Source organism: Vibrio methylphosphonaticus (genome assembly GCF_023634655.1).
In the GTDB taxonomy this organism is placed as follows: Bacteria; Pseudomonadota; Gammaproteobacteria; order Enterobacterales; family Vibrionaceae; genus Vibrio; species Vibrio methylphosphonaticus.
Genome location: NZ_JAMKMS010000007.1, coordinates 111,638 through 126,848, shown reverse-complemented (window position 1 = coordinate 126,848; position 15,211 = coordinate 111,638). Strand labels below are relative to the sequence as shown.

Here is a 15,211-nt window from a genome sequence, read left to right as displayed (position 1 = left end):
ATCACATCATAACAACATCAAATTGTTCTTGAATATACAAAGGTTCCGCTTGAATACGAACCTGTTTACCAATGAAGACTTCAAGTTCAGCCAACGCATGGGACTCATCCCCCTCTAGCGCTTCGGCAACCGCTGGAGATGCGTAAGCGACAAACTTGTCAGCATCATAAGCTCGGTTAACACGAGTAATCTCACGAAGGATTTCATAGCAAACCGTTTCTACCGTCTTCACCGAACCACGGCTTTCACACGTTGGACAACCACTACAGAGTACATGTTCAATACTTTCACGAGTTCTTTTACGTGTCATCTCAACTAAACCAAGCTGAGTAAAGCCATTGATGTTTGTTTTCACTCGATCCTTAGCTAAGGCAGCATCAAGTGAAGTGAGCACTCGCTGGCGATGCTCTTCAATCGTCATGTCGATAAAATCGATAATGATAATACCGCCTAGATTGCGCAGTCTTAACTGCCGAGCGATCGCTTGGGTTGCTTCTACATTGGTATTAAATATGGTTTCTTCTAGATTTCGACGTCCAACAAAGGCACCGGTATTGATATCAACCGTTGTCATTGCTTCCGTTTGATCAATGATCAAGTAACCACCGGATTTGAGATTCACCTTACGCTCTAAGGAGCGTTGAATTTCATTTTCCGTGTCGTACATGTCAAAAATCGGCTTGTCTCCTTCATAGAGCTCTAATAGACACTCCATCTCTGGTACAAACTCACGCGTAAACTCTTTCAGGCTTTCATAGATAAGGCGAGAGTCGACTTGAATGCGGGTCAATTCAGTGCCAACAAAATCACGTAAGATTCGGTGGGCTAAACCAAGCTCACCATATAAGGTTGAGCGTGTTTTATACTTGGTGCGTCGCTCATTGATTTTTAACCATAAGCGCTTAAGAAATTGAGCGTCTTGGGCCAGTTCTTTTTCATTCGCACCTTCTGCTGCAGTACGAATAATAAAGCCGCCATTCTCATCGCAATACTCTGCTACCACTCGCTTGAGTCGGTTTCTTTCTTTTTCACTTTCAATGCGTTGAGAAACACCGACATGGCTTGCGCCGGGCATAAAGACGAGATAACGAGAAGGTAAAGTGATATCCGTTGTTAAGCGAGCACCCTTGGTACCTAGTGGGTCTTTCACCACCTGGACAACGATGTCTTGTCCTTGACGGACTAGCTCAGAAATATCTCTAACTTGAAACTGTTTTTTTTCATTTTCAGCCACGCATTCCGTGTGAGGAACAATATCTGAAGCGTGTAAAAATGCGGCTTTTTCTAACCCTATGTCCACAAAAGCAGCTTGCATCCCCGGCAATACTCGGCTGACTTTCCCTTTATAGATATTCCCGACAATACCACGCTTGGCTTCGCGTTCAATGTGGACTTCCTGAAGAATTCCACCTTCAATCATTGCGACTCTTGTTTCACTTGGAGTCACATTTATCAACAGCTCTGCACTCATGAGCGCACCTCAATTTTTTAATTATTTATAAATTCTTGCAAGAGCTGGTCAGTTTCATAGAGTGGCAATCCGACTACCGCGTAGTAGCTTCCTTCGATACGAGAGACAAAGCGCCCTCCGAGTCCTTGAATTCCATAACTGCCAGCTTTATCTTGTGGTTCACCACTTAACCAGTATTGTTGTATTTCATTGTCAGTTAGTGGTTTGAACCAAACGTCCGTCTTCACAACGACAGACGCTTGCTTGTTTGTAGATACGACACTTACCGCCGTCATCACTTGGTGCTGATTATTCGCCAATAATTGCAACATTCGTTGCGCGTCATCAAAGTCGACTGGCTTTTCTAGGACCTTTCCGTTTTGGACAACAACGGTATCCGACCCAATCACGACAGCATCATTATTATCATCGCCTTCACTGGCATTTAAGCCAGCCAGTGCTTTTTCAAGCGACAAACGCTCAACATAGGCTTCCGCGCTCTCTTGTTCGCCTTTCAACTCTTCAATATCAGGACTGATGGTTGAAAATTCATAGCCTAACTGGTCAAGCAGTTCTTTACGTCGCGGCGAGGTTGAAGCGAGTACTATCTTATATTTCATCACGTTATGTTCTTCTGATTTACCTGACATGCCAATGCCTTCTAATGCGACGCAGTAACATAAACAGCCATGGCCAAAGTATACAGTTAATCAGCCCACTCCACAGCGACATCGGATTAAAAGTCACGTCTTGGATCAAATACTCGCCGAAAAATATTGCAACCTCTAGCCCCATCGACAGTAAGCCAATCACGGTTGCCTGCTGCCACAACGCCATATTTCTTAAAACAAGAAAATTGAGTGCCACCATATAAACAATGATGGACATCATCATGCCACGAATACCAAGTGTAGACCCCACAAGTAGGTCCCACACTAATCCAACAAACAATGCGGTACCCACATTGATACGATGCGGTAATGCAAGCACCCAATAACACATGACTAACAGCAACCATGACGGTCGAATAAAATCGAGCACGCCCGGCCAAGGTATCGTTTGTAGGGTAAGTGCCACCAGCAATGAAAATCCAATTACTAGCTGACTGCGGAATCCACGATTAGTCATAGTCTATTTCTATCTCTTATTGCGCATTCAGCGTCGCTTCCACTTCTTGCTGCTGCCTATCTTGATTCGGCCAAATCAGCAATAAGTAACGCAAACGGTCAAAATCAACCACCGGTTCTGCGATGATGCTAGCAAACTCTCTACGATTATCGCGCTGCACTTGTTTAACATGCGCCACCGGATAACCTTCAGGGTAAATGCCACCTAACCCCGACGTCACAAGCAAATCATCTTGCTGAATGTCAGTGCTGGTTGGTATGTGTTCTAGTTGGATTTCATCAATCGCGCCGTTACCGGATGCAATAACACGAATGTCATTACGGATAACTTGAACAGGAATAGCACTATTTGAATCCGTGAGCAGCATAATTCGGCTATTATGAGCGCCGACGAATGTTACTTGCCCAACAATGCCGTTTTCGTTAATCACTGGCTGCCCTTCGTAAACACCATCAATTCTACCTTTATCAATCACAACTTGGTGACGATAAGGAGAGGTGTCGACCGCCATGACCTCAGTCACAACTTTCTTTTCATCTCGGACAAACGATGAACCCAATAATTCACGAAATCGTTGGTTTTCTTCTCGATACTGATCCAACAAAATCAAATCGCTCTTTAAGCGTAAGACTTCTCGCTTAAGATTAATATTTTGCTCAGCTAGACCCTGCCGTGTGTTAAATCGCTCATACACGCCATCAAACATGCTTCTAGGCAAGTTAGCAGTGTACTGAATGGGCGCAACGGCACTATTGAGTAAGTAACGGAATTGAGAGAATGTATCTAAACGACTATCAGCCAGCATTAAGCCGGCTGATAGGGATACCGCAAGAAATAGGCGAAGTTGTAAGGAAGGACCTCGACCAAATATTGGTTTCATGTACTCATTATCCTAATGTGGACTCTGGTCTCAGTGCCACACTAACACCAGAGTGAAACCATTATTCTTCAGTAAACAAATCGCCACCGTGCATGTCGATCATTTCTAATGCTTTACCGCCACCACGAGCCACACACGTTAGTGGATCTTCAGCGATAACCACTGGAATACCAGTTTCTTCTGTAATCAAGCGATCAAGATCGCGAAGCAGTGCACCGCCACCCGTCAATACCATGCCGTTCTCAGAAATGTCAGACGCAAGCTCTGGTGGACATTGCTCTAGCGCAACCATGACAGCGGAAACGATACCCGTAAGTGGCTCTTGAAGCGCCTCTAGAATCTCATTTGAGTTTAGACTAAAGCTACGTGGCACACCTTCAGCAAGGTTACGGCCGCGGACTTCAATTTCTTCAACCGTATCACCCGGATAAGCAGAGCCAATTTCATGTTTAATTTTTTCAGCCGTCGCTTCACCAATTAAGCTGCCGTAGTTACGACGAACATAATTAATAATCGCTTCATCGAAACGGTCACCACCGATTCGCACCGATGAAGAGTAAACCACACCGTTAAGTGAAATCACTGCGACTTCAGTTGTACCGCCACCGATATCAATAACCATTGAGCCCGTTGGTTCTGAAACACGAAGACCTGCGCCAATTGCTGCTGCCATTGGCTCATCGATCAAATACACTTCACGAGCACCTGCACCCAGTGCTGACTCACGAATCGCACGACGCTCTACTTGAGTCGAACCGCAAGGAACACAAACCAATACGCGTGGGCTTGGTTTTAATACGCTATTGTCATGCACTTGCTTGATAAAGTGCTGAAGCATTTTTTCAGTCACATAAAAGTCAGCGATCACGCCATCTTTCATTGGACGAATAGCCGAAATGTTACCCGGAGTACGACCTAGCATTTGCTTAGCAGCATGTCCTACTGCAGCCACGCTTTTCGCCGAACCAGCACGATCTTGACGGATAGCAACTACAGAAGGCTCGTCTAGGACAATACCTTGGCCTTTTACATAAATCAGTGTGTTGGCAGTACCTAGATCTATCGATAGGTCGTTAGAAAACATGCCACGCAGTTTTTTAAACATATTCTTCGCTCGTCCTGCAAGAATGAGAAGACAAAAATTGCACTAAATGTACCAATGCCTTGCCATATCAGCAAGGCATTGGAGCAGAAACATGGGCTGAAAACCTCATTTTCTTACAGTTTCCTTACTTAACGCAAAAAATTGACAATAATTCGTCACTAGACAGGCCCGTTTATTGGGAAAAAGGCTGACGTTCTAAGTCGACAGTGATTTTCCAACAACACAAGAAACAGCGCATCATGGGAAAAATGGAGACAAAGTCGCACGAAGCGTACTCATCGAATTCATCATGGTTTATTGATACAAGTACACGATACGAGTACACCAAAGGTTAGACAGGTGCCCTCATAAAAGAAGGCACTTTCATTCACAGAAGGAATACTCCAAACACCTCATTAACAACACGACGTCGTTATGTCTTGCGCCAGCGGTTTCGGCGACCCGGTTTAATTGCAGCCACTCTCTTGCTTGCTTCTGGTAACAACTGAACCTCAGGGGCAAAATAACGCCCCTGGCCACCGCTGACACCAAGATCAATCAAAGTATGCCACTCTTTCTTCGTTTCTACGCCAACGGCAACAACCTTCGTCGTCGAATCACCACAAGCACCGACCATACTGCGGACAAACAGTTGGTTCTCATCACGCTGATCAATTTTCTTAATTAAGCTACGATGCAGTTTTAAATAGTCAACCTTCAAGTCTTTAATGTAGTGGGTACTCACAATCGAGCGCCCAGCTTGACCAATAATGACGGTACAACCCAATCCTGACAGCATCCTAATGACCGGACGAATATAATCTAAATGTTGGATGACTTTCGCTTCTGAAAACTCAAACGCCAACTGTTGTCTCTGTGCGATAGGCAACTGAAGCAGCTCATCTCTAAACCATTTAAAGTGGCGTTTATGAGCAAATGGCACCACATATAAATTGATCGAAATTGGCAGTATGGCTTTTCCTTGCTTGATGTTACGAATCACTTTGTTCAAGACTGAGCGATCCAAGTTGGATTCATAACCAACTTGAATAAGCGCAGAGTGAAAACGTGATGCTTTCACTACACCGCGTTCAGGATCCTCAATTCGAGCAAATAATTCACGATGCAGGATGTGAAGATCTTTCCCTTTTTCATAGAGATAACAAGGCTGAGAAAAGATCAGTAAGTTTTCCGGCAATAACGCTTTATCGAATAAGGTTCGCCAACGCACACTGCCACGTTCATCCATTGTTTGTGTTTGTTTACTGTAACGGCTCCAATTATTGGCCTTCTGAAGCTGGGCACTTTTTAATGCCGTCTCAGCCTCTTCCATAATTCGGCCTTGGCGCTCAGATTCCGCATACATGCTAACCCCTATATGGCACCAATTGTCTTCATCCAGAGGCAAAGGCGGCGTCACCTTGGCAAGCTGACGTAGACACTGATTAGCAAGCGTCGCGACATCTTTTGCACTTTGGTGTGGAATAAACACCGCGAAGTCGGCATCAAAGTAACGAGAGAAAATGGCGTCAGGGTATTTTTGTACCGCATTAGACAATACCTCACCGACCTCAATTAAGAAGTCATCGGAAATCGCCTTACTATTGTGCTCAGTCACCTGATCCCAATCCTCGATACGAAACAGCATGACACCACCTTGCGCGCCACTTTCGAGCAGTGCTGACTCAAGCTTGCTGTCGAAAAGCATCCTGTTGGCACTGCCAGTCAAAGGATCAAGGAACGTTTGCGTTCGAATAAACGTATCGAAGCGACTGCGCTCTTGTCTCGCATCTTGCAATTCTTCAATCAGAATATCGAGCGCTTCGCTCGCGGTATACGGCCACTCCCGTAAGTCTCCCTTCGCGTATTGCTCTACGCGTCCCCCTAAGATCATTCGACCACGCTCTTCTAGCAGTTCAGAGCCAATTAGCTGCAGTCTCAACCACTTCACACCTTGCATCAAACAAAAGACGATCAGTCCAAATGCTAGCGTCACCGACCACATCGCCTCTATGGAATAGCGAACCCCAAGGTAAGGAGGCAGAGCGGTAAAGCTAATGGTGTAGCCGTTATTACGTTCTAACGTGTAGGTTTTTTGGTAGATAATGGTGCGATCAATCATAGGAGAGGTATTTTTATAGCGATAAACCACGCCGGCAGATGAAGAAAGCTGCATCTCAATAATGTTGCTTGCCTGCAGCATTTTTGGCATCCATCGTTGCATCATGTAAGCCGCATCAGGGTCTTCAAGCTCTTTGTCTATCACTTTAACAATGCCCGACAAATGGTGATTAAGGTACTCTTGTCCCATTTTTTTTATCGACAATGTGCCACCGACAAACAAAATAAAAACCGCACTGAGTACAATTACAGTTACAAAGGCAACCAAGCGAGTGCTTAATTTAAGGGTGGGAGTTTGTCTCATAAATGTTCAAGTCCTTTTTGACCCATTTATCTTCTCTTAATCATAAGAGAAATATGCGCGTTATCCATCAATTATCACTTGGGAACCTGGATAAACAACTGAGCACGCTAACTGATTGTTATATCAAATTTACTTAACAGGGTTAAGCTTCATCCAATGCCCAGACTCTAATAATTGCTCTAACTCTAAATAAACGAAAAAAACCGCGATTACTCGCGGTTTTTTTAATTCGAGCAGCAAGTAGAATAACTACTCACAAGAACGGCCGATTTAAAATGGTTCTGGTGACCTTACTGACCGACCGACAGAGTTAAGTGTCTATTTAAATTGAATTTAAACACTAAATCACTTAAGAACGTAAAGTTTCCTGTAAAGAATTGACCTCAATCTACCCAATTCTTTACAAAAAAACCAAAGAAGCTTCCGCGTTTTCCGCCTAACTGTGAGCTACTAGTAGTCTAAACTAGTAGTCTAGATCTAGCAAAATAGCGGAGCTGATTATGGGATGGGCATTGTATGATTCACGAACAGACCTCTATGACGGCGTCTATACTGAACTGCCAGATGCGAGGTTTTACAGAATGGTTAGCACCGTTTGTTGGAAAGATAGTATCTGGGAAATAGTCGAGATGGCTAGCTTCCCCCACGATCGATTTCATGGTGATCACCAAGATCTACTAACAGCAACTTACGGAACCAGACAAAACAAACTCTTAGCTCGTCTTCAGGCGAAGAATCTATCTTTCACGAATTTATATTGGATAGAGGGCATACTCGTTTTTGAGACTGTTCGCCCCCCGAATAACCCATGATATGACCTTTTAGACTCAATTAATTAGCTAATAGAGGCAACCCCTACAGAAAATTTCAATCACTCATCTCAGTCTATAGCGAAAACATGCCGACCCTACCGACACAGCAATAATCAAATAAATTCAAAAACTTCACTTATAAACCAAACTAAAAAAAGCACCAAAGCAAATATTGCCGGGCAAAAAAATTAACTCGTCGGGCAGATTCTTATTGATCTGCCGACTAAGATGACTATAATGCCCGGCAAATCAACAAATACATCAATAGGCATGTCGCTATGATAAAAGGTACCGTACATTTATTCGGGATTGACACCAGTGCAGAGAGTACTAAGGAACCCTCGCGTGAATGCCATTGTCAGCTTGCTTCTTTCGCTAGAATCGGCGATTTAATTGGTTTTTTACCTGACTGTTTCCTAACAAGTCCACTGTTAAAACGCCGAGAGAAAAGCTTTAATAAAACATTCTCTCAACGTTCAAATACTGACTTTTTTCAACCAGAGAATGTCATCTACATAGGCCTGAGCGACTTCGCTTTTCATTGGTCTGATAACACGTCTGGCGAACTAAGTTTTTCCCCGTCACATATTCGTCATGTGCGAGGACTGAAAGACGTGGAATTTGCTGTCAAGAAACGTGGCCGTGATCTGAATGATGAGATATCGATCATCTTCAATGTTGTGACAGAACACGCCGGATTGATACAGGTATGTGAGGAAATTGACACTCAAATGCTAATTAGAAATTATTAAGGTACACAAATGGACGTTATACGTAGAAATCAGGGCACTGGTATGAATCAGCTGTACTGCATGACATCTCAAACTGAATTGTGCAAAACTTACGCGGCTTCAACATTTGTTGATGCAACGTCACTAATAAACTACTGCTCAATGCAAGCCCTCCCTCCCGAATTAGAAAAACTCTACGGTCTTGTGCAGCGAGTAACTAGCACAAAACGTGCAGATGCTTTCGAGGATTATCTAGCTAAACATCTACTAAATGACATTGATGTCGCGGGTTTTGTACCACCAGTCACAGTCGCACTAAGACGCTACCAACTAACACGAAATGAGGATGTACTGGGATTTGATCTTCTTCAATTCAAAACTGTCGATACATTTCTTGTCGACGGGCTAGGTCGCATTAGCACAATAATGCGCATTATTGGTGATTATCCAAATAAAATCAGCCTGAGAGGTGCACATTTTTCGGCTGGAAACAAACGCAGAATCAAAGTCAGAGAAAAAATCAAGGACCTAATTCGCAACAAAGATCTTGCAGTAACGTTTGTGTTGCATGCCTTTAAAGAAGAAATGAGTATAGGTGATATTGGACAAATTTTCTCTGACATAAATTTCAACCAAGAGAAGGTTCAAGGGCAGCACGCTATGCGTCTATCACAAGCAGACCTACTAGTTAATTATGCTCGTGACATTGGTGAACTGCCCGTCTTTGAGCAGTTTGGTGGTATGTCTGAAACTAAACCATCAGTAACCGCAAAGTCCAAGTACATAGTAACGCTGTCTGCAATTGTTCGATTGATACAGGGTGCATTGGGAGGAGCCCAACTACAGGTAAAAAATGCGCAAGCCCGACAATTGCCTGATGGGCGAGAAATCGATTCGCAACTTATCGACAACCATCGTCTAAAAATCAACACCTTCCTCACAACTTGGGTAGATGCTCAGGGGGATACATTTGGTCAGGAACGCAATGGTTATCAAACCAACTCATCGCTCTTACAGGCCATGGGGCTTGTTTACTATTCGATTTGTAAAGCTCATGCTAATAAAAATGATGATGAGCTAATAGAAATCCTAAAATCGTCTGCCCTGACACTGAGTCGGTTAGACTATGGCAGATTTGGCAAACACTGGGAGAACTGTCAAGTTATGTCCATGAAAAAACTTGGGTATTCAAACAACACCGGAGGGGGTAGAACGTTCAGAGAGGGGTTAGCTGCATACCTATGCTCCAAGATCGGTTTATCTGGCAACCAAGATATGATTAACTAATTGGATTAATTTATCATCTTAAGCGGCATGTCAATGTTCGATATTCATTGAACTTAGCCCAGTTCAATGCAACTTGAAAACGAATACCTCAATCAGCGCAACCTCATGCTGGTTGAGGTTCAGTTTTATATGCCTATGAGGTGCATTGCAGTACAAAACCTGTACCCTACTAGTTTTTGCGCTTGTATTGTTGCCGCAGGTTGGTAACGGTTGTTTTTAAAGATATCATCCGATAGTGATTTGAATCTAAAGGGCGACTGTTAATTTCTTTGTCATTAGTGACTGCTCTCCTAAGTGCTTTGAACAATTCACCCTGACAAGCCGCCCAGCCAAACCTTTGAATTTAATGAGAAATAGTCGTCAAATCTTTAACTCCTCTTGTGAGTTTTCTCATTGTGATACCATACTAGGTGATATTTTAAAAGGCTTGAGATTCATAACTCCACCTACCATGTCGGACACCAGCTAGTTTGTTAAGCCCTAACTTATATGAGGCAGACTCAAGGCTCTCATCGCCTATGGGTTGTCAGCCTCTACGTAACTGACAACTCACCTCTCAAAGCTCTCTTGGGATAAAATTGGGGGGGATTAAAAGCGATTACTGTTTTTCACGAAGTCGTAGAGGCAAACCAGCTTACAGAAATTACTGGACAAGCTTGGAACACTCATTGCGTTATCAATATGCTTTTTCAGTATCTTCAATAATTCATCAAGATCTCTTTTAATCAAACCAGTGTCCATATAGGGCATCATTCTTAAGAACAAACCAAACTCATGGGCGATGTAGAGCTCATTTACCCCAACTTTAATTTCGGAGATATTTTCAGAGCGCTGTTTGTCTCCCCCTTGCGATTGAAAGTTTTCTGGGTTGATGTCAAATCGGCATAACACACCATCTACTAGTTCCACTCCAGCCTTTAAATCTCCATTAATTTCTAGCAGTCCAGCTTGTTTTAAGAAGTGAAAAACTGGGATTCGACTATTACCTTTGCATATCTTAGGGAGCGCACCATTAACGACTTGAACCCAGTCGTAGTCACCGTTTTCAAAGACGATTTCACGAATCAAGTCGACTCTTTCTAGCCCAACCAAGCCTTTTGCAGCCATAGACTCTGATTTCTTAACCATTGAGATAGCGCCATATCCAACAACAAACTCCGTTGTATTGACATCTTCCTCAACTTTTTCAGAGTCTCTTACGTACAATTTGCCTTTGGGGTCATCGGTTAGCACTAGCTCATAGAGTTCATCTTTAATCGTTCTGAACAAATGAGCAGGAATCCGCTTTTTCGTTTCGCATAATACCTCAAAGATCTCTTTATATGATGGCGCTTGGACATATTTGACTGGTATCTTTTTATGTATAACGGAATCGCTAATATCTGCTTCAGGTAACTCTGGTTTCCATTCTACAAACAATAGCTTGTTCTGAAGGAAGTCTAGGCTCGCATTTGGAAAGCAGCTGACAATATCTTCTAAAATTTCAGCTATGTGCTGATCAGTTAGAGAATAGCCCAAGAAGATGACTGGTCTCTCAATAAACATCGTCAACAGTTTCGAAGAAAGATACGGATTCTTCTTGCGATATTTATCATAATCGCTGGATGTCAATATCAATGAGTTTGGCTCAGAGCAACAGCCATGAATTTTATAGATTTCAGCAATGCCATGACTACGACCTGTAATCAAGCCGTCTTGACCTATGAAAGGGGTAAATTTAGGAAATTGGGTCTCTAAGAACTGATCCCAGTTAGTTGTGATGATACCGTCGACATTTGCCTTCGAGAGCAACTGAATTTCATACTGAAGATCTTCATCATCGACGATGTTTTCATGCACTGACTCAATAAACTTAGAAATCGACACTTTAAGTGGCGATTGTTCATCACGAAAAAGCTCTTCTTGTTGTTCGACAATAGCCTTTGCTTCTGCTGTATCCCACCACTTCTCAGCATAAGTGGCAGCCAATAGCTGCGCGTATTGAGTCCAGTCACCATTGGCTCTTGTTCTCAATTTTACGTGGCTTTCCCCAATAGCTTCGGCAAATTGCTTCAGGAGCCCTTCCCAACAATTCACCCCCATGTAGCGTCGAGAAACACCAGAACCAACAAAGAGTATTGGCGAAGCCTCAAATTGCTCAAAATGTTTTTCTAGTTTTTGCTTAAAAGTCATGATGATACTCCTAGCTCAGTCAAAAATAAGAGTATCACAACGACAGGTGAAAAACTGCACGTAAATCTAGCTTCACAAATGCCGTTATTTCTGTCCCACAGTTTCGTGGGATTTCGAAAAATCCTACGAAACTGTGGTACGCGTTATCTTTGAATATGTTAAATAGTCGATTTTGTTAGTCCAAATGAACCTTCCACCGTGAATCGGCCATCAAAACCTTAAAACTACATATCAATTGAACTAGGAAGGGTTTCTGCTGGGTTGATAAATATCTTTCGGTTCGTAAGTAACCCCCCGCACAAAACAGCAACCCCGGACTCAGACGAAAGGACGTCCCAAAGGCGTATTTTAGGCAGAATGGAAGTGTCCTAGGCTGATCTTTTTGTCCTAGGTTGGTGTCCTAGGTTCGCCAAGAGCAGAAGAGCGGCTTGGCAGGGGCGCGCTGCGCACGAACACTGCCAGATTGGTCTAGTGGCAGCTTCGCTGGGCTTCGGGCGGATTTAGGTTCATTGACCCCTTGGCATTCTTTCCGCCCTTATGTGGCTGCGCCACTGCGATCACGCCGCCTCTTTCAACGCATCCAGTTCATCTAATAACAACTGGCGCAGGTAGGTATCACGTGTATCGGCATCACTGAACCTATGAATAGCACGTTCGAAATCCTTCATGCTACCAACCATCTCAATCTTCACCTCTGCTCTAGTCAGGGCTGTATAAATCCAAGCATTATCCAGCATTGAGCTATTAGTTAATGGCACAATAATACGTTTAAACTGGCTTCCCTGAGCCTTGTGCAAAGAAATCGAATAAGAGAGCTTGAGTGAATCAAGCAGGTCAATGGTTAGCGAAATCATCTCTCCAGTATCAATGAGTACATCAGCTAAACTAACTTCTCCATCCTCTGTTTCCGCCTTGGGTTTACCAACGTTTAGTAACTTCCCTAGGGTTCCGTTTTGGACACCGCGATCCCAATTGTTCTCAACAAAGATAATAGGGTCATTTTCACACACATCCAGATAGTTAGGAGTGCCATTAATAACGAATTCAAGCCTCTGTCCATTTGGGTTGTAGCGTTGCTGACAAAGCTGGTTAACTGCATCAATGCCCCCATTACCACTATACATGGCGGAGATAACCTGCGTCTCAGACGGATTTTCGGCATATAGGTTGGTCACAAGCTCATTGATATCCTCAGAGGCACACTGATGAAAAACAATGTTCTCATTAAACATGTCAGCATCAGGCACAACCCGCTCAATAATGCGCTTGGTAAACTCTGGGATACCAGTACTGCCCTTCTGGCGTTTTACAATGTCTAACGTCACTGTGGGGACGACATTCACTGCCTCATGAAGCACTAGACCTGCCGAAATAGGCGCTAATTGTTTAGGATCACCAACTAACAGGAAGCGTACCTGTGATGATGTATTGCTCACCAGACTAAACATTGTTGCCAAATCGACCATTGAAGACTCATCAATCACGATTAAGGCACGCTCGCCTAAGGGATTTTTTTCTAAATCTTTCAGGAAGCCCGTGATAGTTTGTGCAGGATACCCTGTAGCCTCATTGATGCGCTTGGCTGCTCGACCACTGAGCGCCATAGCCCTGATATCAGTACCTAAAGTTTGATAAGCACGGAGAACAACATTGAGCACCGTGGTCTTGCCCGTTCCTGCACCACCTGCAATAATTGATAAACCATGGGACAATGCACTCCGAACAGCCTCGTTCTGCTTGCCAGTCAATGGGAAAGCCTGCCCTTCTATAGCCTTACCTAAGGCATAGTCATAGTGATGTGTCCAAATCGCTCTTGTAGCTAGCTTTGCAAAACGACGAGCCACAGTTTGCTCCATAATCCACTGACCGATGCTATGGTAATAACCCTTGTCACTCATGATAAAGGCAGTATTTTCATAGCCTGCCATAAGTGCTTGAGCAGCCAACTCCCTCGTGCCGAGTAGTGGTTCCACATGAGGCATCAAATTTTCATTTTTGGATACCGTATGCCCCTCATGCATTCTTACCAACAAAGCCTGTTCGACTGCCCCTCTCAGCCGCACATAATCATCCAGAGCTACTCCAAAATACTCTTGTGCCAACAGGTCGGCTTGAGCAAACTTAAGTCCGAAACTAATTAATCTGTAAGGGTCTTCCTCAATGGCGTTAATCGCATTTGCCTTGTGGTACTTGATGATATTTCGAGCAATCCCTGACGGTATCTGGTGCGTATCAAACCATGCAATTTGCTTAAGGTTTTCGTATCGCTCCCACCCAGTAATCAGCGCCTCAGCAGCTGCTACAGTTATCCCTTTAACAAACGTAAGCCTTTCAATATCTTTGTTTTCTAGGTGCTCATACACGCTTGCTTGATACTTAATCCAAAGCTTTCTGGCAAGCGTCTCACCCAGACCGATGAAGTGTGGCTCTTTAGAAACAAAGCTAGTGAAGAGATTTTCGGTTTCAGGAATTATCAAACGAACACTCTTAGCCTTAATGAATATATCAATAAGCTGAGCACCACCTCTAACCACCTCTGTTGTAGTGGTTTCTTTCGCACTGACCTTCCAGATTTGTCCGATTACAGGCTCGACAGGCATGTCAGTATCCTGAATTTTAATGCGGTAGTATTTACGAGCCGAAACACGGTCGCCATGACCGTCAACTGCAACCGCACCTAGGACATAAGCATCTTCCGTTTCATACCCCATGGATGTTATGCGGAAAAGCCCTCGCCCCTTATCGTCCTTCATCGTGGCAGCACTCCTGTTCCAGCTAGCACCTCAGAAAGCTCTTCATATCGTTCCAGACGCTTTCGTAACCTGCCAATCTCTGCATCCTTGTCCAAACATTTCTTTTTAAGGCTCTCTACCTCGCTACTAAGGCGTTTGAGCTGTTTCAGCGATTGGTCGTAAGGAATATGCTCCTCCATCTCTTTAGGAGCGTTCTCACCACCTTCTGGGGTAAGCCCCTTTGGTGCTGCCTTTAAGGGTGCCAACTGCTTTTTATCCCTTAGCTCTTCCTCCCAAGCTATCAAGGCTTTTTTAACAAGGGGGTTGTCATTCAAGGTACTTTTAGCAATACCTACACGCTTAGAGACTTCAACCCTATTTAGTCTTGCACCACGACTCATTGCAGCAACATCAACAGCAGACTGAGTTTCTTTCCACGACATGAATTTAGCCAAGCTCTCATCAGCCTGAGAACCTCGCTCTTGATTGGTCACTTTGCTCATTAGTCAA

General features: G+C 43.8%; 11 protein-coding genes. 2 read left to right on the top strand and 9 right to left on the bottom strand.

Annotation, left to right across the window (positions count from 1 at the left end; genetic code table 11):
• Position 1: 1 nt before the first annotated feature.
• The 6 genes from rng to csrD all read right to left on the bottom strand — a co-directional run bounded on the left by rng (position 2) and on the right by csrD (position 6,967).
• Positions 2–1,471 (bottom strand): ribonuclease G, encoded by a 1,470-nt coding sequence (gene rng, locus M9196_RS10280; protein WP_250617453.1) that lies wholly within the window; start codon positions 1,469–1,471, stop codon positions 2–4.
• Positions 1,472–1,488: 17 nt separating this feature from the next.
• The gene (locus M9196_RS10275; RefSeq protein WP_250617452.1) at positions 1,489–2,100 is read right to left on the bottom strand and encodes a Maf family protein; all 612 of its coding nucleotides are present in this window, start codon (positions 2,098–2,100) and stop codon (positions 1,489–1,491) included.
• Complete coding sequence (mreD, locus tag M9196_RS10270; RefSeq protein WP_250617451.1) at positions 2,090–2,578, bottom strand: rod shape-determining protein MreD; 489 nt, start codon at positions 2,576–2,578, stop codon at positions 2,090–2,092. The genes M9196_RS10275 and mreD overlap by 11 nt, the downstream gene beginning before the upstream one ends.
• Positions 2,579–2,594: 16 nt before the next feature.
• On the bottom strand, positions 2,595–3,458 hold the full coding sequence (gene mreC / locus M9196_RS10265) for a rod shape-determining protein MreC (protein ID WP_250617450.1): 864 nt from the start codon (positions 3,456–3,458) through the stop codon (positions 2,595–2,597).
• A gap of 61 nt (positions 3,459–3,519) precedes the next feature.
• A complete protein-coding gene (locus M9196_RS10260; RefSeq protein WP_250617449.1) occupies positions 3,520–4,563 on the bottom strand; it encodes a rod shape-determining protein in 1,044 nt (347 codons plus the stop codon).
• 412 nt (positions 4,564–4,975) lie between these two features.
• Positions 4,976–6,967 (bottom strand): RNase E specificity factor CsrD, encoded by a 1,992-nt coding sequence (gene csrD, locus M9196_RS10255; protein ID WP_250617448.1) that lies wholly within the window; start codon positions 6,965–6,967, stop codon positions 4,976–4,978.
• 1,090 nt (positions 6,968–8,057) lie between these two features.
• Between csrD and M9196_RS10250 the strand changes: the two genes are divergently transcribed.
• Positions 8,058–8,531: a hypothetical protein gene (locus tag M9196_RS10250; protein WP_250617447.1), complete on the top strand. Its 474-nt coding sequence runs from the start codon at positions 8,058–8,060 to the stop codon at positions 8,529–8,531.
• 9 nt (positions 8,532–8,540) lie between these two features.
• Positions 8,541–9,797 carry a DNA sulfur modification protein DndB gene (locus tag M9196_RS10245; protein ID WP_250617446.1) on the top strand — a complete coding sequence of 419 codons (1,257 nt, stop codon included), beginning with the start codon at positions 8,541–8,543 and terminating at the stop codon, positions 9,795–9,797.
• Positions 9,798–10,385: 588 nt separating this feature from the next.
• Here the strand turns inward: M9196_RS10245 and M9196_RS10240 are convergent.
• The 3 genes from M9196_RS10240 to M9196_RS10230 all read right to left on the bottom strand — a co-directional run bounded on the left by M9196_RS10240 (position 10,386) and on the right by M9196_RS10230 (position 15,204).
• Complete coding sequence (locus M9196_RS10240) at positions 10,386–11,969, bottom strand: SIR2 family protein (protein ID WP_250617445.1); 1,584 nt, start codon at positions 11,967–11,969, stop codon at positions 10,386–10,388.
• A 557-nt stretch (positions 11,970–12,526) separates the two neighbouring features.
• On the bottom strand, positions 12,527–14,722 hold the full coding sequence (locus M9196_RS10235; protein ID WP_250617444.1) for an ATP-dependent DNA helicase: 2,196 nt from the start codon (positions 14,720–14,722) through the stop codon (positions 12,527–12,529).
• Positions 14,719–15,204, bottom strand: coding sequence for a VPA1267 family protein (locus M9196_RS10230; protein ID WP_250617443.1), 486 nt, complete (start codon positions 15,202–15,204; stop codon positions 14,719–14,721). Before M9196_RS10230 ends, M9196_RS10235 begins: the two co-directional genes overlap by 4 nt.
• Positions 15,205–15,211 lie beyond the last annotated feature (7 nt).

Bases quoted from the DNA above. Each gene is read 5' to 3' on its own strand.
- rng (WP_250617453.1), bottom strand. From the start codon at position 1,471: ATGAGTGCAGAGCTGTTGATAAATGTGACTCCAAGTGAAACAAGAGTC.
- M9196_RS10275 (WP_250617452.1), bottom strand. From the start codon at position 2,100: ATGTCAGGTAAATCAGAAGAACATAACGTGATGAAATATAAGATAGTA.
- mreD (WP_250617451.1), bottom strand. From the start codon at position 2,578: ATGACTAATCGTGGATTCCGCAGTCAGCTAGTAATTGGATTTTCATTG.
- mreC (WP_250617450.1), bottom strand. From the start codon at position 3,458: ATGAAACCAATATTTGGTCGAGGTCCTTCCTTACAACTTCGCCTATTT.
- M9196_RS10260 (WP_250617449.1), bottom strand. From the start codon at position 4,563: ATGTTTAAAAAACTGCGTGGCATGTTTTCTAACGACCTATCGATAGAT.
- csrD (WP_250617448.1), bottom strand. From the start codon at position 6,967: ATGAGACAAACTCCCACCCTTAAATTAAGCACTCGCTTGGTTGCCTTT.
- M9196_RS10250 (WP_250617447.1), top strand. From the start codon at position 8,058: ATGATAAAAGGTACCGTACATTTATTCGGGATTGACACCAGTGCAGAG.
- M9196_RS10245 (WP_250617446.1), top strand. From the start codon at position 8,541: ATGGACGTTATACGTAGAAATCAGGGCACTGGTATGAATCAGCTGTAC.
- M9196_RS10240 (WP_250617445.1), bottom strand. From the start codon at position 11,969: ATGACTTTTAAGCAAAAACTAGAAAAACATTTTGAGCAATTTGAGGCT.
- M9196_RS10235 (WP_250617444.1), bottom strand. From the start codon at position 14,722: ATGAAGGACGATAAGGGGCGAGGGCTTTTCCGCATAACATCCATGGGG.
- M9196_RS10230 (WP_250617443.1), bottom strand. From the start codon at position 15,204: ATGAGCAAAGTGACCAATCAAGAGCGAGGTTCTCAGGCTGATGAGAGC.